General features: G+C 48.8%; 16 protein-coding genes. 4 read left to right on the top strand and 12 right to left on the bottom strand.

The window, feature by feature from the left end:
* The first annotated feature begins 110 nt into the window (after window positions 1-110).
* A complete protein-coding gene (locus AC2T0J_RS17700; protein WP_489807082.1) occupies window positions 111-287 on the top strand; it encodes a hypothetical protein in 177 nt (58 codons plus the stop codon).
* Between the two features lie 433 nt (window positions 288-720).
* Here the strand turns inward: AC2T0J_RS17700 and AC2T0J_RS17695 are convergent, their stop codons facing one another.
* The 4 genes from AC2T0J_RS17695 to smc all read right to left on the bottom strand — a co-directional run bounded on the left by AC2T0J_RS17695 (window position 721) and on the right by smc (window position 8240).
* On the bottom strand, window positions 721-1050 hold the full coding sequence (locus AC2T0J_RS17695; protein WP_489807081.1) for a DUF1801 domain-containing protein: 330 nt from the start codon (window positions 1048-1050) through the stop codon (window positions 721-723).
* 390 nt (window positions 1051-1440) lie between these two features.
* Window positions 1441-3474 carry an NAD-dependent DNA ligase LigA gene (ligA, locus tag AC2T0J_RS17690; RefSeq protein WP_489807080.1) on the bottom strand — a complete coding sequence of 678 codons (2034 nt, stop codon included), beginning with the start codon at window positions 3472-3474 and terminating at the stop codon, window positions 1441-1443.
* A gap of 68 nt (window positions 3475-3542) precedes the next feature.
* The gene (gene zipA / locus AC2T0J_RS17685; RefSeq protein WP_489807079.1) at window positions 3543-4751 is read right to left on the bottom strand and encodes a cell division protein ZipA; all 1209 of its coding nucleotides are present in this window, start codon (window positions 4749-4751) and stop codon (window positions 3543-3545) included.
* Window positions 4752-4772: 21 nt separating this feature from the next.
* Window positions 4773-8240: a chromosome segregation protein SMC gene (smc, locus tag AC2T0J_RS17680; protein ID WP_489807078.1), complete on the bottom strand. Its 3468-nt coding sequence runs from the start codon at window positions 8238-8240 to the stop codon at window positions 4773-4775.
* A gap of 267 nt (window positions 8241-8507) precedes the next feature.
* Here smc and cysZ point away from each other — a divergent pair, with 267 nt between their 5' ends.
* Window positions 8508-9254 (top strand): sulfate transporter CysZ, encoded by a 747-nt coding sequence (gene cysZ, locus AC2T0J_RS17675; RefSeq protein ID WP_489807077.1) that lies wholly within the window; start codon window positions 8508-8510, stop codon window positions 9252-9254.
* Here cysZ and AC2T0J_RS17670 read toward each other — a convergent pair.
* Window positions 9241-10731, bottom strand: coding sequence for a tetratricopeptide repeat protein (locus AC2T0J_RS17670; protein WP_489807076.1), 1491 nt, complete (start codon window positions 10729-10731; stop codon window positions 9241-9243). The two genes, cysZ and AC2T0J_RS17670, sit on opposite strands and share 14 nt — an antisense overlap.
* Window positions 10732-10734: 3 nt before the next feature.
* Window positions 10735-11613 (bottom strand): lipoprotein NlpI, encoded by an 879-nt coding sequence (gene nlpI / locus AC2T0J_RS17665; RefSeq protein WP_489807075.1) that lies wholly within the window; start codon window positions 11611-11613, stop codon window positions 10735-10737.
* A 140-nt stretch (window positions 11614-11753) separates the two neighbouring features.
* On the opposite strand from nlpI, the gene cdd reads away from it, so the two are divergent.
* Window positions 11754-12155 (top strand): cytidine deaminase, encoded by a 402-nt coding sequence (gene cdd, locus AC2T0J_RS17660; RefSeq protein ID WP_489807074.1) that lies wholly within the window; start codon window positions 11754-11756, stop codon window positions 12153-12155.
* On the opposite strand, the gene AC2T0J_RS17655 is transcribed toward cdd, so the two are convergent.
* Window positions 12152-12454 carry a DUF1244 domain-containing protein gene (locus tag AC2T0J_RS17655; RefSeq protein ID WP_489807073.1) on the bottom strand — a complete coding sequence of 101 codons (303 nt, stop codon included), beginning with the start codon at window positions 12452-12454 and terminating at the stop codon, window positions 12152-12154. The two genes, cdd and AC2T0J_RS17655, sit on opposite strands and share 4 nt — an antisense overlap.
* Before the next feature lie 81 nt (window positions 12455-12535).
* Entirely contained in the window at window positions 12536-14650 is a 2115-nt protein-coding gene (pnp, locus tag AC2T0J_RS17650; protein ID WP_489807072.1) for a polyribonucleotide nucleotidyltransferase, read from the bottom strand.
* A 235-nt stretch (window positions 14651-14885) separates the two neighbouring features.
* Here pnp and AC2T0J_RS17645 point away from each other — a divergent pair, with 235 nt between their 5' ends.
* Window positions 14886-15428 (top strand): HNH endonuclease, encoded by a 543-nt coding sequence (locus AC2T0J_RS17645; protein WP_489807071.1) that lies wholly within the window; start codon window positions 14886-14888, stop codon window positions 15426-15428.
* 1 nt (window position 15429) lies between these two features.
* On the opposite strand, the gene AC2T0J_RS17640 is transcribed toward AC2T0J_RS17645, so the two are convergent.
* From AC2T0J_RS17640 to putP, 4 genes are all read right to left on the bottom strand, one after another.
* On the bottom strand, window positions 15430-16347 hold the full coding sequence (locus AC2T0J_RS17640; protein WP_489807070.1) for a mechanosensitive ion channel family protein: 918 nt from the start codon (window positions 16345-16347) through the stop codon (window positions 15430-15432).
* Between the two features lie 104 nt (window positions 16348-16451).
* Window positions 16452-17699, bottom strand: a complete 1248-nt coding sequence (locus AC2T0J_RS17635; protein ID WP_489807069.1) for a glutamate-5-semialdehyde dehydrogenase — start codon at window positions 17697-17699, stop codon at window positions 16452-16454.
* Complete coding sequence (proB, locus tag AC2T0J_RS17630) at window positions 17696-18805, bottom strand: glutamate 5-kinase (protein ID WP_489807068.1); 1110 nt, start codon at window positions 18803-18805, stop codon at window positions 17696-17698. Before proB ends, AC2T0J_RS17635 begins: the two co-directional genes overlap by 4 nt.
* A 13-nt stretch (window positions 18806-18818) precedes the next feature.
* Window positions 18819-20315, bottom strand: coding sequence for a sodium/proline symporter PutP (gene putP / locus AC2T0J_RS17625; protein WP_489807067.1), 1497 nt, complete (start codon window positions 20313-20315; stop codon window positions 18819-18821).
* Between the last annotated feature and the right edge of the window lie 343 nt (window positions 20316-20658).

The following is a 20658-nucleotide window of genomic DNA, read 5'->3' as shown; positions in this document are numbered from 1 at the left end:
CAGTCCCTAGCACCAAAAGGAATTGAGATGCTTAACCTGTACAGGCCTACAGGACTCAACCATGCAGATACCGTTTATAATCTGCCCGGGCGGCTCTGCTGCAACAACGGATGGTGCATCAACAACGACAGCTTGCCTGGGACAACACCCCGGTAAATGCCATCTTCAAGGTCAATGACACCATTATCGCCAGCTCTGCAGGCGATACGGTTAATCTGCATACCAATAATTTTCTAACAATGATGGATAACGTAGGTGTTAACCGCGAAGAAACCCTGACGCTTTAGCCCAATACCATTGGTCAACCAGTGAACACTCAATCACCAATTGGCGAGCCTATTTAGTTCAAGCTTAAGCGGTGAATATCCTGCGGAAAATTCACGTCCAACAAGGAATCCCGTGTCGGCCACGGCCGAAGCTCAATATTGGCAGAGTTATAATCCTCAGGGTAAGCCCGTATAGCGGTAATCCAAAGACTAAGCGTTATGACTGCCCGGACATACTATTGGCAATGTTCAGCCCTACTGGGGCGTTAACGGGTTAAGTGCTCTGGAAAACTGTCAGAAATGAGCAAACCTGACTGCTGATTATGTTAACACGTACGTATAGCGCTTTTACATTTTAGATACTGTGTCTGGCCGTCGCTGATGCGGCCATGTGTTTGCGTCTCAACGAGCGAAGTGAGCCAGTTAGTTCAGCGCCTTGGCAGGCGCTACATTTTTACAACTTCGCTGCCTGGCATAATAGCTCTTTAAGATAAGCATAGTCTATTTCATCAGCGTTCTTGAAATTAACATGCCTTCTATATTGACCAGAACCTTTGAGAATTTTGCGTTCGTCTATGAGCTTCAGACCATTGCTAAATGACAATTGAACATGCGCCGAATACACGAAAACACCGCAAAAGTGGCCTTCCTTTTCCTCTGGTTTTAATGTGAATAGTGCTCCGCCGTATTTGCTGACTCTTGAGCTTTGAGGTACACAAGACTGGATGAACGCTTCCAGCTCATTTGCAATAGAGAGCAAATCCATTGTTTTATTTTCTTCCATTAAAACTTCCTATTCTCAGAATGTGTAGCGCCTGGCATTTCAATAACGGGCGCAGGCACGCGGGGCATAATGACAAACCACCCTGCGTGTATGCGTGCCAGCGACCGCAGAGAGCACCAACTGTTGTTGTGTTATACGTTAATGACTTACAGTGCAAATATCATAACCAGGGGGATATCGGCACCTGGAGAAAACAAATGGCTAAAAATACCAGCATTACTCCTGGAACCATTTTGATCGCTTTATCGCTTGTCAAACACAATTGGTGCAACGCCCGCGCAACAGGCGGGAACTTGCCTGTTCATTACGACGCTATAACACACAGTGTGTAGCTTATTGCTGTTACAGATACTATTAGTAAACACAGCCGGACAACGTCCGGCTACTTAATTATAATAATCCGTTATCCGTCAGGAATGCCATTAAACGCGTTTCATCCCACACTTCCACATCCAGTTCCTGGGCTTTGGCAAGCTTGGATCCGGCTTTTTCCCCAGCCACCAAAAAGTCGGTTTTTGCGGATACGCTGCCCGCTACCTTCGCACCCACCTGCTGCAGTAATGCCTTAACATCATTACGCGACATTTGACTCAGCGTGCCGGTGACAACACAGGTTTTGCCATCGAGCACCAGGTCCGCTTCGTCCGGTGCTTCAATCTCAGGCCAGTTTAATCCAGCATTCAGCAACCCTTCGAGCACCTCAGTATTGTGCGATTCATTAAAGAAATTAAACACATGTTCAGCGACCACAACACCCACGTCCTGCACTGCCTGCAAATCATCCAGGCTCGCGCTTTGGATCGCTTCTAAGGTTTGAAAGTGCAAGGCCAGATTAGCGGCAGTGGTTTCGCCCACTTCACGGATCCCCAATGCGTACAGAAATTTTGGCAGTGTGGTTTGCTTAGCATTATGAATTGCCTGCAATAAATTTGCCGCCGATTTATCGCCCATCCGCTCCAACTGAATCAACGCCGGGAACGTCAGGCTAAAAATATCCACCGGCGTCTTTAACAGGCCGGCATCCACCAGTTGCTCTATCAGCTTGTCTCCCAGTCCATCTATATCCAGCGCTTTGCGTGATGCAAAATGCTTCAACGCCTGTTTACGTTGGGCAGGGCAGATTAACCCACCGGTGCAACGAGCCACGGCCTCATCGGCCAGCTTCTCCACCTGGGAATTACATACCGGGCACTGGGCAGGAAACTGAATCTCCCGGGCGTCTTCTGGTCGCTTGTCTGCCACCACTGAAACTACCTGCGGAATAACATCACCCGCCCGGCGGATAATCACTGTATCGCCAATACACACGCCAAGCCGTTCAACTTCATCCTGATTATGTAAGGTAGCGTTAGAAACCGTGACGCCACCAACAAATACTGGTTCCAGGCGGGCAACCGGCGTAATCGCACCAGTACGTCCTACCTGAAATTCGACGTCGAGCAAACGGGTCATCTCTTCCTGAGCCGGAAACTTTTGCGCAATAGCCCAGCGCGGCGCACGGGCAACAAACCCCAGTTGTTGTTGCAGGGCGATATCATCCACCTTAAACACTACGCCATCAATGTCGTAAGCGAGACCATCACGGCGCGACAGGATTTGCTCATAATACTCTACACAACCACTGGCTCCTGTAGTAAGGCCAATATCCGGACACAATGGGATCCCCCACTCAGCCAGTTGCTTCAGTCGTTCATGGTGACTGGCGGGTAAGGTAAACGTGTCTGGACTAACAATCCCCAGCGAGTAAGCATAAAACATCAGCGGGCGTTTAGCCGTAATACGGGAGTCCAGTTGACGTAAGCTGCCGGCTGCGGCGTTACGCGGGTTAGCAAACACCTTAAGTCCGGCGTTGCGCTGATTTTCATTGAGCTTTTCAAACCCATCTCGAGGCATAAAGACTTCACCACGCACTTCAATTCGTTCGGGTAAGTCTGCACCACGTAATTTCAGTGGCACATTGGCAATGGTTCTGACATTGGCGGTGATATTTTCACCTACCTGACCATCGCCCCGGGTGGCGGCACGAACCAGAATGCCATTCTCATATAAAATCGAAACAGCCAGTCCGTCGAGTTTTGGCTCACAACTGTAGGCAAGGGTGTTATCTGCTTTCAGACGATCGAGCAAACGTTTTTCAAAGGCTTTCAGATCGGCTTCTTCAAAGCCGTTGTCCAGCGACAACATAGGTACTTCGTGGGTGACCTGCTCAAAAGCCCCTAGGGGCTCGCCGCCTACCTTCTGAGAGGGAGAATCGGGCGTAATAAACTGAGGATGCTCAGCTTCCAGCGCCTGTAGCGCCTGCATCTGACGATCGTATTCACTGTCGGGGACACTGGGATCATCCAGCACATAGTACTGATAGTTATAGTCATTGATTTTCTCGCGCAATGCTTTGAGTTGCGCGATGACGGTTTGATCACTCATGGGAATTGCTCATTTGATGTTGTACTACCGCCTGCTAACAGTAGTACAACGAATTCAGAATAGTTAACTTAGTGACGGGCTATCATGCGCTTGCGTTCAAAGTCGCGGATCTTTTCAACATATTGCTGTAAGCCCTGCTTGGATAACACACTACGGCGGCCGTCGAGTACCTGAGCGTTAAACTCATCGGCAATCTTACGGGCAGCATTATGCATCATATTAAACACCTGATGCGGATCACCTTCTATTGGTAATAACATAAACAGCGAAACGCCGCGGGTTGTGAAGGTTTCAAGGTTATCAATGTCAAAGTTACCCGGTTTGAACATGTTAGCTAAACTAAACAGCACCGGGCCTTTCCCATTGGAATTAACATGCCGGTGGAAAATATCCTGATCGCCAAACTTAAAGCCCAGGGTTAACAGCATAGGTAATAATGCAGCGCCACTGATCGGTGCATCTTCCGGGGCCCGCACATTGAGGATCAGCACTTCAGGCTCTACCTGAGCGGCAGGTTGTGGCGTTTCTGCCTGGCTTGCCTTAACCGAATCGTCAAAATCAATTTGCATTTGGTCTTCGTCACCAAAACGCGGTTCCTGGCGTCGTCGGCTGGCCGGGCGACTGCGCTTTTTCTGTGTTAGCGGAACCGCTTCTGGCGTCTTATCCGTCTTTTCGTCGGCAGCTGAGGCGTTAGGTTCTGGTGGTGCGGGCGGAGTATCAAGAGCAAAGTCGTCCTGCTCGTCGCGAGGTGCTGGCTCAGGCTGAGCAGTGTCTTCTTCTTTCAGCAAAAATGAAGGTGGCGCAGGTACTGAGTCAGGCAGCTCGACCACATTGTCTTGCTGAAACTGAGGTTTAGGATTGGTGACTACCGATGCATAGAGTTGTTGTTTCGGCGCCTCGGCAGGCTCACTTTCGTTTTCATTAGTTCCAGTTGTCTCATCACCTGAGACAGGATGCTCAGCGACATCATCGTCAACGGTTTCTGTTGAAGCTTCATCCTGCCGGGCGGCGAAAGCGTGCTCTGGTTCTTCGACACCGGTCGCCGAATGGCGAACTACCCGTACCTCGCCAATGCCGTACTCATCAAAATCGTCGGCAGATTTCGGGTCTGTTTGTTCGTCGTCCATGTCGTCATTCTGCCAGCTTTCAGGCTCAATACGACGTTGTGGCTTTTTGGCCTGGCTGTTTTTGCGGATATTCCATATGCCATGTGCCAGCACACCAAGGATAAAGAATCCACCCAGTAGCAACAATGACAAACGTAATTCTTCTTCCATCGACTTCTATCGCCTTTTAATTTATGCGTCTACCATGGAGACCGCTTCATCAACATCCACAGCAACCATGCGCGAAACACCTGGTTCTGCCATGGTAACACCCGTCAGGTGACTCGCCATCTCCATCGCTATTTTATTATGTGATATATAAATAAACTGTACCGATTTCGACATCTCAGAAACCAGGTTACAGAAGCGCCCGACGTTAGCATCATCCAGTGGCGCATCCACTTCATCCAACAGACAAAATGGTGCCGGATTAAGCCTGAAAATTGCAAACACCAATGATAATGCGGTTAATGCTTTTTCTCCACCGCTAAGCAGATGAATAGTGCTATTTTTCTTGCCAGGCGGACGGGCCATTATGGTAACGCCGGTTTCCAGTAAATCATCATCGGTTAAGGCCAGATAGGCTGAACCGCCACCAAAAACCTTGGGGAATAGCATTTTGAGATCTTCATTCACCTGTTCAAACGTCTGACTGAAGCGGGAACGGGTTTCCCGATCAATCTTGCGTATAGCGTTTTGCAGCGTTTCAAGAGCTTCGTTAAGGTCATCAAACTGTGTGTCCAAATGAGCTTTACGTTCTGCCTGAACATCATATTCTTCCACTGCTGCCAGATTAACGGCACCGAGCCGCGCAATGGCAGCTGAGGTTTGCTCTAAATCCCGCTGCCAGTTAGTTTCACTGGTTTCTGCCGGCAGGGTTTCCAATACCGACTTTAGTGTGACACCAATTTCATTGAGTTGTTCCAGAATCGCCGTGCCCCGAACCCGATAGCCTTCGGCTTCGATTTTCAGGCTATCGAGCTGTTCCTGACGTTTGGCAATATCGCCAACGATGGCCTGCTGCCCCTGCATCGCCTGATTAAGCAGCTCTTCAGCATGCTCCAGCTCCTGTTGCAGGGTATACCGCTGCTCTTCAAGCGCCGCTTTTTCGGCCAGCAAATCCTGCAGTTGCGCGGCTTGTTCGGTTTGTGGCTGATTAAGCGACTGTTGCTCTTTCTCTAGCTGGCCGGCGCGCTGCCCGAGACTGGTAAGTTGCTGACTTATACGCTGCTGTTGAGCATTCAACGATTGCTGCTGATTCCGGCTCTCCTGCAGTTTGAGGGCCGTCTGGTGCAATTCACGGGTATTCTGCTCGTACTGGCTACGCTGGCTACTAAGCTGTTGCTGTAACGTTTGTTGCTTATCCTGCAGTCGTGCCTGGTGCTCAGCCTGTTCTGCCAGCTCCATCTCATAGGTTTCCAGCCCTTCATTCAGCATCGCCAGTTCCGTGGCTTCTTCTTCGAGCTGCTCCTGCTGACGGCCCAGTTCATCATCCAGACGCTGACGCTTCTGCGCCTCCTGGCGTTGTTGATCGCTTAACCAACTCAAGCGCTGAGTCAGTTGCTGGCGCTGACTATTGCGCTCATTCAAGCCGCCCTCATCGGCACTCACCTGCTCACGAGCCTGCTCTATAGAGTTTTGCGCTTCGCTTTCCTGCTCCTCTAGCGTGGCAAGTTGAGCTTCCTGAGCGGCGATAGTATCGTTGAGTTCCTCGATTTGTTCGGCACGCTGTAATACGCCCTGCTCGGTATCCTGCTCACCATAGCGAATCCAGTCGGGGCCGAACCACTGGCCATCATGTGTGACGATTAGCTCACTTTCACCCGCCTGTTGGCGCATTACCAGCGCTCGCTCGGTATCTTCAGCCACCAGTATCTGATTAAACTGATGGGGTACCCATTCATCTTCCAGTAAGTCGGCTACGCTACCCGGCTGCTTATCACACGTTAAAGCTGCCAGGCTAAAATACTTCAGGCCTGCACTTAAATTGCGCTGATTTTCAGTCAGTGTCGTGAGGCTGTCGCGGGTCGCCAGTTGCGCATCACCAAGCTCGCTAAGTACATGCTCCACAATCACCGCGGCGCCGGCTTTTGGGGTTAACTGCTGCCACAGCGGTACCACGCCCTCAGGCTGAGGCCCGGTTGGGCCGGCGGCTTGTTGCAGCGTTTCCAGCGCCACGCGACGGGATTGATTTTGCTGTAACTCAGCGCGCATTGACTGGGTTTGTTGCCGCGCCTGCTCATAGTGGCGCTGTGATTGTTCCAACGTCTGTCTGGCGTTTTGCACCTTATCCTGCTGTTCAATAATCTGCTCTGCCAGTATTTCCAGCTCAAGTTGCAAATCGTCGATGGCCTGCTGATGATCGGCCTGGGAAAATTCCTGTATCTCGCGCTCCAGCTCGCCAATTCGTTGTTGGGTGCGCATCTGCATTTGCAATAACGATTGTACTTTACTGTGATGAGAGTGCACTTGCTGCTTTAGCTGATGATACTGTTGGTCGGTATGCTGAAAATCCCGCTGATGCTGATGAAGAGTGGCCTCCACCTGGTCACGCGTAACCTCCAATTGCTCACAGGCAGCCTGCTGAATCTCATAGGCAGGCTCTAATTCTACAATCAGCGCCGCCTGTTCTTCTGCCTGAACAGTCAGCAATTTTTCCTCTTCACTCAGGGCGGCTTGTTGGGTCTGGATATCGCTCAGCTCGCTATCAATTTGCTTCAGGCGTTGCTGGTTATGCAGGGCAGACTGTTCCAGTCGGGAAATCGTGGCACTCACCGTGAATAAATTTTGCTGTAGGTGATCGAGCTTTTGCTTACAGTTTTGCTGCGTATCCCGGTATTTTTCGATACCGGCCTCATCGCCTCGCTGACGCGCTCTGAGCGCTTCAATATCAGTATCCAGTTGCTGCTGCGTTTGTTGAAGTTTTTGCAGATGGTCATCGTGCTTCAGCCAGCGAATGGCTGCCAGCTCACTTTTCAAAGAACGCTCCTGTGCTTTAAGCGTGGTGTATCGTTTGGCAGCTGCCGCCTGACGCTGCAACTTTTCGAGCTGTCTGGCGAGCTCTCCACGCACATCTTCGAGGCGTTCGAGGTTGTCCTGGGTATGACGGATACGGTTTTCCGTTTCTCGCCGACGTTCCTTGTATTTGGAGATACCGGCGGCTTCTTCGATGAATACCCGCAACTCCTGGGGTTTGGACTCAATGAGCCGGGAAATCATGCCCTGCTCAATGATAGCGTAGCTGCGCGGCCCTAAGCCCGTCCCCAAAAACAAATCCGTGACATCCCGGCGACGGCATTTACTGCCATTCAAAAAGTAGGTGGATACTGCATCCCGGGTAACAACGCGTTTAATCGACAATTCATTGTATTTGGCATACTCACCGGCGATCCGGCCACTGGCGTTATCAAATACCAGTTCAACACTGCACTGCCCTACGGGCTTTCGGGCCGACGACCCATTAAATATCACGTCGGTCATGGCATCGCCACGGAGATTTTTCGCAGAACTTTCCCCGAGCACCCAGCGCACCGCATCAATCACGTTGGATTTACCACAACCATTCGGGCCGACAATAGCTGTCATATCGCCGGGAAATGGGATCGTTGTGGGATCAACGAAGGATTTAAAACCGGCCAGGCGGATTTTCTTAAGACGCACTGCAGCACCACTCGGTTAGAAGAGCGTTATTGATAGCGATACCCGCTGATCCTGTCGATAGCGTTGAACCGGGAATTCTCAATATGCGCACACGATGTTGTGGTTGTTATTATAAGTTGAATGTAACAAAGTTCATGAACTGTAACAATTATGAATTCACAGCGCGATCCCAGGGTTTTATACTGTGGGTGTTTGAAAGTATGTCATTTTTTATCACCCCCTTCTCAGATAATGACATGTTCTTTTCACCCGTCAGCAGGAGTTTTAATGGCACAACGTAGCGGTATAGGTTATTTCGGGCAAGGATTTGATTTAATTACCACAAAAGGCTTAAAGCGCTTTGTTTTTATTCCTTTGATGATCAACTTGGTGTTATTTTCAGTGGCCTTTTATTTTCTGCTGGGTGAAATTCAGTCTGGCGTGGATTATCTCATTGGATTTATTCCAGACTGGCTGGGTTGGCTGAAGACGTCTATCACCTTTTTACTCTGGCCGCTGGCGGTGATCAGTATTTTACTCAGCTTTGCACTGATGTTCGGTACACTGGCCAACTGGATAGCGGCGCCATTTAACGGATTACTGGCTGAAAAAGTTGAACGCCATCTTACCGGTCAATCACTCGGCGATGACGGCATAATGGCCATCATCAAAGATATTCCCCGTACGCTGGGCCGGGAAATCACCAAGCTGGTTTATTATCTGCCCCGCGCTATCGGCTTTTTACTGCTATTTTTCTTTTTACCGGTGATCGGCCAGATACTGTGGTTTTTATTTGGCGCCTGGATGATGGCCATCCAGTATTGTGATTACCCTTTTGATAACCACAAAGTGCCATTTGGCGAAATGCGCCACCGGCTGGGTGACCGTAAAGGGCTAAGCTACTCGTTTGGCATTGCCGTCAATGTGATGGCGATGATCCCGATTGTCAATTTTCTGGTGATGCCGGTTGCCATTTGTGGTGCCACCGCCATGTGGGTAAACGAATACCGATCAGCTGTACTCAGTCAGCGCTGATATTCTCTGCCAGAGCTTCTGCCGCCGGGTCGGCTGCCAACCCGGCTCGCTGCTGGCGGAAAACATCCAGCCAATATGAGGCTTTGTGGGTATTGCCTGATTGTTCAAAATGCTGAAACAGATTCATGGCGATAGGACGTTGTGCCCTGGGATTGTTCAGTAACGAACTCCAAATCGACAGGTAGATTGGCGGAATATATTTAATGTCGTGATTTTCCATAAAGGTGATCCGATCGCTGGGTTTAAAGCTCGCAACGCCAATGTTATTGCAGGTACGCGACGGGTAAAGGGTGATTGGGAATTCGATAGATTGCCAGTATTCAATATTACTCAGTGGTGCATAAGTCAGTGCGCCCAAAAACACCAGATTAGGGGCCGATTGGCGAGCACAATACTCTTTAGCAAAGCTTTGGGTTAACGGATACTCATCGACAAACCCTACGAAATGAGCCAGTTCATGGACAAATACACTGTAGGTATCACCTACATCGAGATACATGACGCCATTATTAACGTTCGCCTTGCCTGATTTGGCCAGCACTACTGCGTGGGTAAAGCCTCGCTGTCTGACCACCGGCTCCAGCGCTTCAATGTTACAGCCCAGGCGCCCCTGGCCCTGCCAGTTAGCATCACAATTCAGTGACTCGCGGGCCAGCCAGATTGGCTTATTAACGCACAAGGGTAAAGACTTAAGCCGTTTATCTGCTAAAAATTGCTGGTAAATTCGATTCGCCTGCACCATCTCAGCCAGGCCGGTAGCGAAAGGCTGGATCAGCTGCCTGCATTGCGGTGAATTACCGCTACCCGGTGCAGCCGACAACGTAGCGATTGACTCTGGCTGATATTGCTGCAACACGGCTAACACACTTTCTGCCTGCTCGTGTTGCTGATCAGCTGCCTGTTTAAACAGTTTGTAACCTTCTTCTTCCCGGCCCTGCTGCCAGCGAATATAGGCCAACTGGAATGCGCTCTGACTGTCTCGGCTGGCGGTTTTTTGCAACCAGGGCTCAGCTTCATTTTGTTGTTCGTGGAGCAAATACCAGTCAGCAAGGGCTGTTTGAGCGACAAAGTAATCCTGTTCAGCCGCGGCTTTTAACCAGGTTTCGCGATGAGCAAAATCATCCCGGGTTAGTGCATATTCATACTGAGCTTCAGCCACCCCGCCACGCGCCGCCAGACGCACCAGTCGCTGGGTAATTCTTGGGTTATCTTCCAATCTGGATAGTGTCAGTGCGGCCGGTGAATAGCCGGATTTGATAAGCATTTCCAGCCAGTACTGATTGCGCTTCGCCTCAGCAAATTCCAGCAGGCGCTGCTTGGCAGTCAGACTATTTTGCTGTACAGCAACCCATAACAGCGGCGCGGGCTTGTCGGCCTGCTCGGCGTTAGTGAGCAATTGTGAAGGCAAATGGCCACTGTCTGCGGCGATGGTCAGTGAGGTAAACACCGCCAGACAGGTAGCTCTGAAGAACATCATGACTTAGTCAGTAACCGTGTTTTGCCTCAGGCGTTGCAGCTCCAAGCGTGCATAACGGTGCTCAACGTATTCATACACGTTGGTACTGAGGGCAAACTTAAAGTAATTGGAGGCCACGCCAGGCTGATTGTTTTCCTCGTGATACTTACCCAGATAAAAGTATGCTTCACACAACCTGTCGGTCAGTTCTTTCTCGCTCGAAATGCCGTTTAGCAGCGAGTCGAGCAGTTGCTTCTCGGTCTGCTGACCCAAAAACAAGTCTACCAAGCCCGTGGCCCAATGACTGTCAGGCAGGTTGTCCCGGCGCTGACTCAACTGCTGTTGAGCTGTTTGCGGGGCGAGCTCTAGCTCTGCGAAATACGCCCATAACACTCGGAATGGATCATCAGGCGCCTTGTTGGCAAATGTCGCCAGGTCTGACACCGCTAAGTCGGCGCGACCGCCGTAATATAACGCAATACCGCGGTTTAAAAAGGCGAAATCATAGCCCGGGTCAATATCCAGGGTTGAATCAAACGCTTCATAAGCGCGACTAAACTCTTCCTGCTGCACCATATGCACACCGAGGGAATTATAAGCTTCGGCCATATCCGGTTTAAAGTTAATCGCCCGGTTATAATCAAACTGCGCCAGTCCACCCAGGCCCACACTGTCGTATAACATTCCACGTTGAAAGTGCAACTGAGCCTTGTCTTCGTCGGTTAATTCGGCATTGGAGAGGATTTGCCCGAATCGAGCGATAGCCACCTGCGAACGAATACTCAGGGGAGCAGGTTCCGGTACTAGCAAGTTCCCCATTGTAGTTTGCTGTTGTTTTGGTGCAGTTTGTGCGCAACCGGTAAGTACTAAAACAAAAAAGATAAGACTCAATCGACTAAGCATGGTAAATATAATTCTTTCCTATTCGCCGCGTTTGATACAACTATAACAGAAGTCAGACGCTAACATGTATTGATGAGTGAGACTATATCAGTTCTCACCGGATAGTAGACAAAAATAACGACAGTTAAGGAAGCAGTAAATTGTTACAACAGTTAAAAGATGCCGCACTAAAGGCCCAGAAAAACGCCTATGCCCCCTACTCTAAGTTCAGAGTTGGCGCGGCAATCGTTGCCGAAGACGGTAATGTGTATTACGGCTGCAACGTTGAAAACGCCGCCTTTCCACAGGGACAGTGCGCCGAAGCGTCGGCTATCGGTACCATGATCACCGCTGGCGCCAAGCAGATAAAGCAAATTTTGGTAGCCAGCCCCAATGATGATTACTGCTATCCCTGCGGTGGCTGCCGCCAGAAAATCGCTGAGTTTGCCAATGCAGATACGCCGGTGTTTATGCTTACCGCCAACGGCAAATGCATTGAAACCACGGTGAGTGAACTGCTCCCCCATACCTATAGTTTGCCGGAGGAGCAAAACCGGGGTTAAGCTTTTTTAGCTTCTTGTTTTGCATTAAATGCCGCCAGTTGCTCGTCGGTGGCGGGCAGTTGGTACTTTTCCTTCCACTCGCTGTAGGGCATTTTATAAACCACTCGTCTGGCTTCGTCATAGTCGATTTCTTCGCCACGTTCTTCCGCGGCCTTGCTGTACCATTTAGCCAGACAGTTACGGCAAAAGTCAGCCAGAATCATCAGTTCGATATTCTGAACATCTTTATGTTCATCCAGGTGGGTAATTAAGCGGCGAAACACGGCCGCTTCGATTTCAGTTTGTACGGATTTATCCATGATATTTTTCCTAAGTAGTAATATTCATGCATTAAAAAAGGGGCCTACAGCCCCTTTATACTTACTAATATCGGTTTCCGATTAAGCGTCGTCAGAAGACTCAGGTTTAGCTGGCTTTTCTAACAATTCTTTAATGCTTAAACGCACACGGTTCTGGCGGTCAATTTCCATCACTTTTACGTCAACCATCTGACCTTCAGACAGATAATCTGTAACCTTGTTTACGCGCTCGTGAGCGATTTGAGAAATATGTACCAGACCTTCTTTACCTGGCAGTACTTCAACAAATGCACCGAAGTCAACGATACGGGTTACTTTACCGTTGTAGGTCTTACCTACTTCAATTTCAGCGGTAACCTGTTCGATTTTAGCAATGGCGATTTCTGCTTTTGCACGCTCGGTAGCAAAGATCTTAACTGTACCATCATCTTCAATTTCGATGTTAGTGTCAGACTCTTCAGTAATGGCACGGATCATCGCGCCACCTTTACCAATAACGTCACGGATCTTATCCTGATCGATTTTCAGGGTGTAGATACGTGGCGCAAATTCGCTCATTTCTTCACGGTGGCCACCGAGTGCCTGGTCCATCACGCTCAGGATATGTAAACGGGCTTCTTTTGCCTGTTTAAGCGCAATCTGCATGATTTCTTTAGTGATACCTTCAATCTTGATATCCATCTGCAGCGCCGTAACACCTTCCGTAGTACCGGCTACTTTAAAGTCCATATCACCTAAATGGTCTTCATCACCTAAGATGTCAGACAGAACCACAAAGTTATCGTCGCTCTTAACCAGACCCATGGCAATACCGGCAACAGATGCTTTGATTGGTACACCGGCATCCATTAACGCCAGTGACGTACCACATACAGATGCCATCGAAGATGAACCGTTTGACTCAGTGATTTCTGATACTACGCGCACTACGTACGGAAATTCTTCATCAGAAGGCATAACTGCCTGAATACCACGCTTGGCCAGACGACCGTGACCAATTTCACGACGCTTAGGCGAGCCAATCATACCGGTTTCACCTACGCAGTACGGAGGAAAGTTATAGTGCAACATAAACTTGCTGTCACGCCTACCGGCTAACTCGTCGATCATCTGAGCATCACGCTCAGTACCAAGGGTAGCAACAACCAGTGCCTGCGTTTCACCACGGGTAAATATCGCAGAACCATGAGTACGCGGTAGTACACCGGTAGACACGTTAAGGGCACGAACCATCGTTGGATCGCGGCCATCGATACGTGGCTCACCTGCCAAGATACGTGAACGTACGACGTCACTTTCAAGCTCATGAAGCAGATCGTAGACTTCTTTTTCGTCCTGCTCTTCATCAGCTGCCAGGATTTCAGCAGCGGCTTTTTCGCTTACCGCAGTCACGGCGTCTTTACGCTCCAGCTTGTCAGAAATCTGATAAGCAGCAGTCATACCTTCAAGGGCAAGGGCTTTAATTTTGTCTTTCAGGCTGGTGTTTTCCTGCGGAGCAACCCAGTCCCATTTCGGCGTGTTCACTTCAGCAGCAAACTCATTGACCGCAGAAACGACAGTTTGTAATTGTTCGTGACCGAACATTACCGCACCAAGCATCACTTCTTCAGACAGCACGCTGGCTTCTGATTCAACCATCAGTACCGCACCTTCGGTACCGGCTACCACTAAATCCAGCTGGCTGGCTTCCTGTTCGCTGCTACGGGTATTCAGAATGTATTCGCCATCTGTATAACCCACACGCGCCGCACCGATTGGGCCGTTGAATGGGATACCAGAAATGGCCAGCGCCGCTGACGTACCGATCATTGAAACAATGTCGGTTGGGATTTCAGGATTAGCAGACACTACAGTCACTACTACCTGCACTTCATTTTTGAAGCCTTCAGGGAATAATGGACGGATTGGACGGTCAATCAGACGTGCAGTCAGGGTCTCACTCTCAGAAGGACGACCTTCACGCTTGAAAAAACCACCGGGGATTTTACCCGCAGCATAGGTTTTTTCCTGATAGTTAACGGTCAGAGGGAAAAAATCCTGATCGGCTTTGGCTTCTTTTTTACCAACTACGGTAACCAGTACAGACGTATCATCCATGCTGGCTAATACTGCAGCGGTTGCCTGACGGGCAATCACACCCGTTTCTAAAGTTACAGTATGCTGTCCATACTGGAATGTTTTTGTAATAGGAGTCACTATTTGTCCTTTAAATCTTTCTTTAAAATTCTTCGCTATTAAACGCGGCCGTTAGTATAGCGGCGTCAAGGTGCGTTTACCAATAACTAATCACTGATAAGTCAAAAAATTCAGTCTGACGAGCAATTGACGTATTTTTAGCCCATCCTGTGGCGTCTTTTCATCAATCTGTCATACTCATCCGTAACAGTACTGTTTGCCAGGTCGACAGACCTTGAAGGATTGAGGGCCGGTCATGTTAATATTACGACTCAATAAAGCAGGTGCGCCACAAGACTGGCTCGACATTTATCAGGCTGCTCGTTACTACGCCCAGAATAAAGTACTGTTTGAACTGGGTAATCATCACCGTACCCTACTCGGCGGCTGGAACCGAGAAGGCCAGCAAAGTCAGCTGCGCATCAGTTCGATTATCGCCTGCGATGGTAAAGTGGTACAAAACGGCAAAATTGCCCTGAGTAACCGCTATTTATTCCGTCGCGACAACTACCTGTGTTTATATTGCGGCAATCAGTTTCGTTCCGGACAACTCACCCGTGACCATATTATCCCGCGCTCAAGAGGCGGTAAAAACAGCTGGCAAAACGTCGCAACTGCCTGTGCTCGCTGTAATCATCAAAAAGGGGCCAGAACACCGGAAGAGGCCAATATGCCATTACTGGCAGTACCTTTCGCTCCCAATTTGTATGAACGTTTTTACCTGATGAACCGGCGTATACTGGCAGACCAGATGGACTTTCTGAGTCATCACTTCAGCCAGCGCCGCGCCTGGTTGTAAGCTAGGCCCGATCTGTGCCAACGGGTGGCAGGCCGCCCCTTTTCTGTTCTGCTTTAATGGTATCAAACCACAAAGACAGCCAGTCTGCCCGGATTTTCTCTTCCAGCAATAGCGACTCGTCAGAAGGACAGAACAGCCCCACTTTCACCACAAATTTTGCAAAATTATTGGTTTCAATGTCGATCACAGGATCAATACTAATGAACTCAGCATCCAGGTTACGTTCAATCCAGCTTTTATAGCGGTCCGCTACATCCCGAAAATGACTACAGTGTTCAATCGCCTTCGCTCTGAAGTCGTCCAATAGCTTATAAGGATTAACCAGCGGCTCCAGGGTTAAGGAAAATTCGTGCAGTCGATAACGGCGCAGGAAGTTAAGGTTCTTCACTACCTGTATCATCAGTTGATTATTAGGTACATATACGTGTTTACCCGTATAGCCATAGTGTTCTGAATCCACTTCCAACAGCGTGGTTTTGGCCCAGTCCATTTCAACCACTTCGCCCACGTTATCGCCTAATTGTACCCAGTCGCCAACCCTGAACGGACGCGTTGTCATGTAATAGATAAAGCCCATAAAGCACTGGATCATCTCGCGGGTAGCAAATACGATAGCCACCATAAATGCCGCAATGGACAAGGCCAGACTCTGGACTTCTGTTGACCAGAGCATTAACAGCAACACCAGCAGAATAGCGTTGCCTAACTGGTCGATGATATTAATGGAATGGCGGCGGTCATCGCCGCTCTTTTTACTTTGTCGTCTGAGCAGCCGGATGGTAATGCGCTTGCAACCAAGAAACACCATTATCAGTAACAGTGAGGTTAGTAATTTATATGACTGGGTATAGTCCAGAAAAACGCGCCAGGCTTGGTCGATTACATCAGGCATCGCCATGAACTCAATATCCTCCAACAAAAAAGCCCACCTTATAGGTGGACTTTACATATTCGTAGCAAAGCGTGGCAGGTTATAGTAAAAAACTCAACCTTACCACGCCGACCATCGGTTACCCGTCGATATTATTCGCGGATTTGTCCGGTGCCGGTAACCACGTATTTCTCAGTAGTCAGCGACTCCAGCCCCATAGGTCCATAGGCATGCAGTTTTGTGGTGGCGATGCCGATCTCTGCGCCAAGGCCAAGCTGGCTGCCATCATTAAAGCGTGACGACGCATTAATCATTACCGCTGAGGCATCCACGGCACGCTGGAAGTGCTTCGCCGTATCCATATTCTGAGTACAAATCACTTCGGTATGGTGACTACCAAATTTGTGAATATGCGACATTGCTTCGTCGTAGTCTTTAACTACCCGGACAGCAATCTCCAGGCCAAGGTACTCTTCGCCAAACTGATCATCACCAATTATATCGACACTATCGAAATATTTAGCCGCAGCATCGTTGGCGTGAACCGTAACCCCTTTCTCCTGACACATTTTATTTACCCGTGGCAGAAAATCACCGGCAATCGCCTGATGCACTACCAGACCTTCCAATGCGTTACACACACCAGTACGCTGGGTTTTACCATTGATAAGTAGCGACAACGCCATGTCCAGATCGGCTTCTTTGTCCACATACAGGTGGCATACGCCTTTAAAGTGCTGTATTACCGGCACCTTACTGTTGTCAGTCACATAGCGGATCAACCCTTCACCACCACGCGGAATTATCACGTCGATGGTATCGACCTGCTCCATCAGTTCCTGCATTAAGGCGCGATCCGGATCCGGGATCACACTGATTAACGCTTCAGGTAAATCGTGCTCACGCAGTACCTGCTGCAATAAACCGGCAATAGCCATACTGGTTTGCAGGGCTTCTTTACCACCGCGCAGGATTACGCCGTTACCTGATTTAAAACATAATGCACCGGCATCTGCGGTAACATTCGGACGAGCTTCGTAAATCATACAAACCACGCCGAGCGGCACACGCATTTTGTTAATTTGCAGACCGTTAGGACGCTCCATAATCGAACGCTCCTGTCCAACCGGATCAGCCAGTTCAATAATGGTTTCGATGCCTGCCGCCATATCTTCGATACGCGCTGGCGTCAGGGTCAGGCGGTCTAACATGGCATCATCCAGACCGGCTTGCTTACCCTCGGCAACTTCTTTCGTGTTGACCTTAACAATCTCGTCCTGGTTGTCACGAATGGCTGCGGCCATAGCAGCGAGTACTTTATTTTTGGTTGCTTCATCTAAAATTGCTAACGTCTTTGCAGCGTTAGCTGTGTCGTTGGCAATTTGTGTAATTAAACTCATTTGTTCTCCAATACTGCAATGTGCTGTCCTGAGATAATCGGACCGGTTTTTTCTTCGAATTCCGATGCGAACTTCTGGTTACCTTCATTGGCAATGAAGTTTAACAGACAGCTACTATAATTTGATTTAGCCTTGGCCAGTTTTACGCCATCTTCACGACGGACTAAAATGGTATCGCCTACCGAAAACTCGCCTTTCACGTCAAGAATTTCACTACTGGTGAGAGACTCAACACCTTCATCTAAATCGTCGCTAAAGGCTTCTTTAATCACGACCTCACCCTGCGCATTCGAGGTGTGGGTCATCCAGTGCACGTTTTCTTTCATTGGCTTCTCATGCGCCTGGAAGTGCGTACCAGGGTTTTGCCCTTCGAGCATCAAATTAAACGACAACTCGGTAAAGCCGTTAATGATAAAGGTATCAATACCATGAGAAACCGCTTTTTCAGCGGCTTCCACTTTGGTGCGCATGCCACCGGTACCAACACCATCTTCAGCGGCACCGCCCGCCATGGCATAGATACTTTCATCAATTTTATCTACCCAGGATAACAGTTTCGCATCGTCGTGTTTATGCGGGTTTTTATCGTACAATCCATCCACATCAGAACAGATAATCAGCGCATCAGCATCGGCTGCTGCGGCGACCATCGCTGAAAGGTTATCGTTATCACCCACTTTAAGTTTATCGGTGGTCACCGTGTCGTTTTCGTTAACGATAGGTAACACACCGTGATCAAGCAAACTGTCCAGCGTTTCACGAATACTTACATAACGCTCACGGTCACGTAAGTCGGCATGAGTCAGTAACACCTGCGCCGACGGAAAGTCGAACAGTTTATCCCAGGTTGCCATCATTTCGGTCTGACCAGCGGCGGCCATGGCTTTTTTAATGGCAATATTCTTTTTAGTTTCTTCCGGGAATAAGTGCGCTCCTGCAGCCACCGAGCCTGAGGAAACCAGCACAACCTGGATACCCTGCATCCGGCAACGGACGACAAATTGCGCAATACTCAAAAGATAATGACTACTACATCCCTGACGGTTAGGTGCAATCAGTGCACTCCCAACCTTAATGACAATGCGTTTCCAATTTGAACGATTCATATTTCCTATCACCTTAAGATAATTCTGCTAAAACTTTATTTGTTTCGGTAAATTTCGCCTGCACGTCCTCGTGCGGCTCTTCACTGAAGATAATCACACCCCAGATAGTCAGTGAACTAATGATAAAACCAGGGACAATCTCATAAACCACGCTACTTAGTGTGGCACCGCCTTCAAGTACCGGCGCATAGATCCAGAACAATACCGTAATAGCACCGCTCAATATGCCTGCCAGCGCGGCTTTATGCGTTAAATTTTTCTTGTATAAACAAAACAGCACCAATGGACCAAACGCTGCACCGAAACCGGCCCAGGCATTACTCACCAGCGATAAAATGCTGTTCGACGAATCCCACGCCAGCAACAGCGCTACCAGCGCGACACCTGCCACACCATAACGGCCTATGGCTACAGTTTGTTCTTGCGTGGCTTCCTTTTTACTCACCACGCGATAAATGTCTTCCGTCAGCGAGCTGGCGGAAACTAACAGCTGCGAAGAGATGGTACTCATAATTGCCGCCAGAATCGCCGCCATCAAAAATCCGCTGATCAGTGGGTGAAACAGGATGTCAGAGAAAATAATAAAAATTGTCTCTGCATCGGCTACCTGTAAGCCAAATTGATTAGCATAAGCAATACCAACAAAGCCTGTACCCAGTGCACCGATAATGGTGACTAACATCCATGACATGCCAATATTGCGTGCTGTTGCAATGGCTTTCACTGAACGAATCGCCATAAAGCGCACAATAATATGCGGCTGTCCGAAATACCCTAACCCCCAGGCCAGACTGGACACCAGACCGAGTAACGTAAGTTGCTGCCACGATTCACTCAGTGACGGTACTGATTCCAGTGCCGCGCTGTTCATTTGCGCCAGGCTGTCAAATTCAGTAAAGGCCACAATGGGCACTAAAACCAGGGCTACAAACATAATGCAGCCCTGCACGAAGTCGGTCATGCTAACTGCCAGGAAACCGCCCAACAGAGTATAAGACACCACTACCGCCAGCGTTATTACCAGACCAGTCTGATATCCCATACCAAAAGCGCTCTCGAAGAGCTTACCGCCCGCCACTAAACCAGCCGACGTATACAGAGTAAAAAACATTACAATAATGCCAGCTGACACCATTCTCACACTGGCATTAGACTGACCAAAACGTTTCGCGAAAAACTCAGGAATGGTCAGCGAGTCATCAGCCACTTCGGTGTAAACGCGCAACTTCGGCGCAACCAGGAAGTAATTTGCCAACGCACCGGCAACCAAACCAATCGCGATGTACATAGCATCAAAACCGGTTAGAAACATCGCACCAGGCAATCCCATCAGCATCCATCCGCTCATATCAGATGCACCAGCAGATAACGCAGTTACGTGAGGGCTAACCTGACGGCCTCCCAAAATGTAGCCGGAAATGTCACTGGTTGATTGCTTGTATGCGAACAAACCAATGCCCAGCATAACTGCAAAGTAAATCGCTAGTGAGATGTAACTTTCAAACGCCATAGAAAAATATTGCCTTAGTATTTTTTGTCGTTAACTGATTATCGATATTAATTAGTGGTCTAATTATACGCATATGAACATTTATTACAAGGGCGAAGACTGGGAGAGGGAGACGTAAAATCCATTAAAACAGCGATATACAAACCGTATAAACGTCTTTCACCTGTATTAATGCAAGCAATAACAACTTACCAAAACAAAGCTAATTAACATTGATTATTATAGTTTTTTATTTAATTCCCGATAATTATACGTGCTTAAGATTAAAAGCATACTAAAATGAATTGAATAACCATCTTTGTACAATTCGTGAAATTTTTATTACGGGTCTAAATATTAGAGT

The sequence above is a fragment of the Alteromonas sp. ISO5 genome (genome assembly GCF_058105165.1).
Note: the sequence above shows the minus strand (reverse complement) of the source record. Positions and strands in the feature narration are given on the sequence as shown.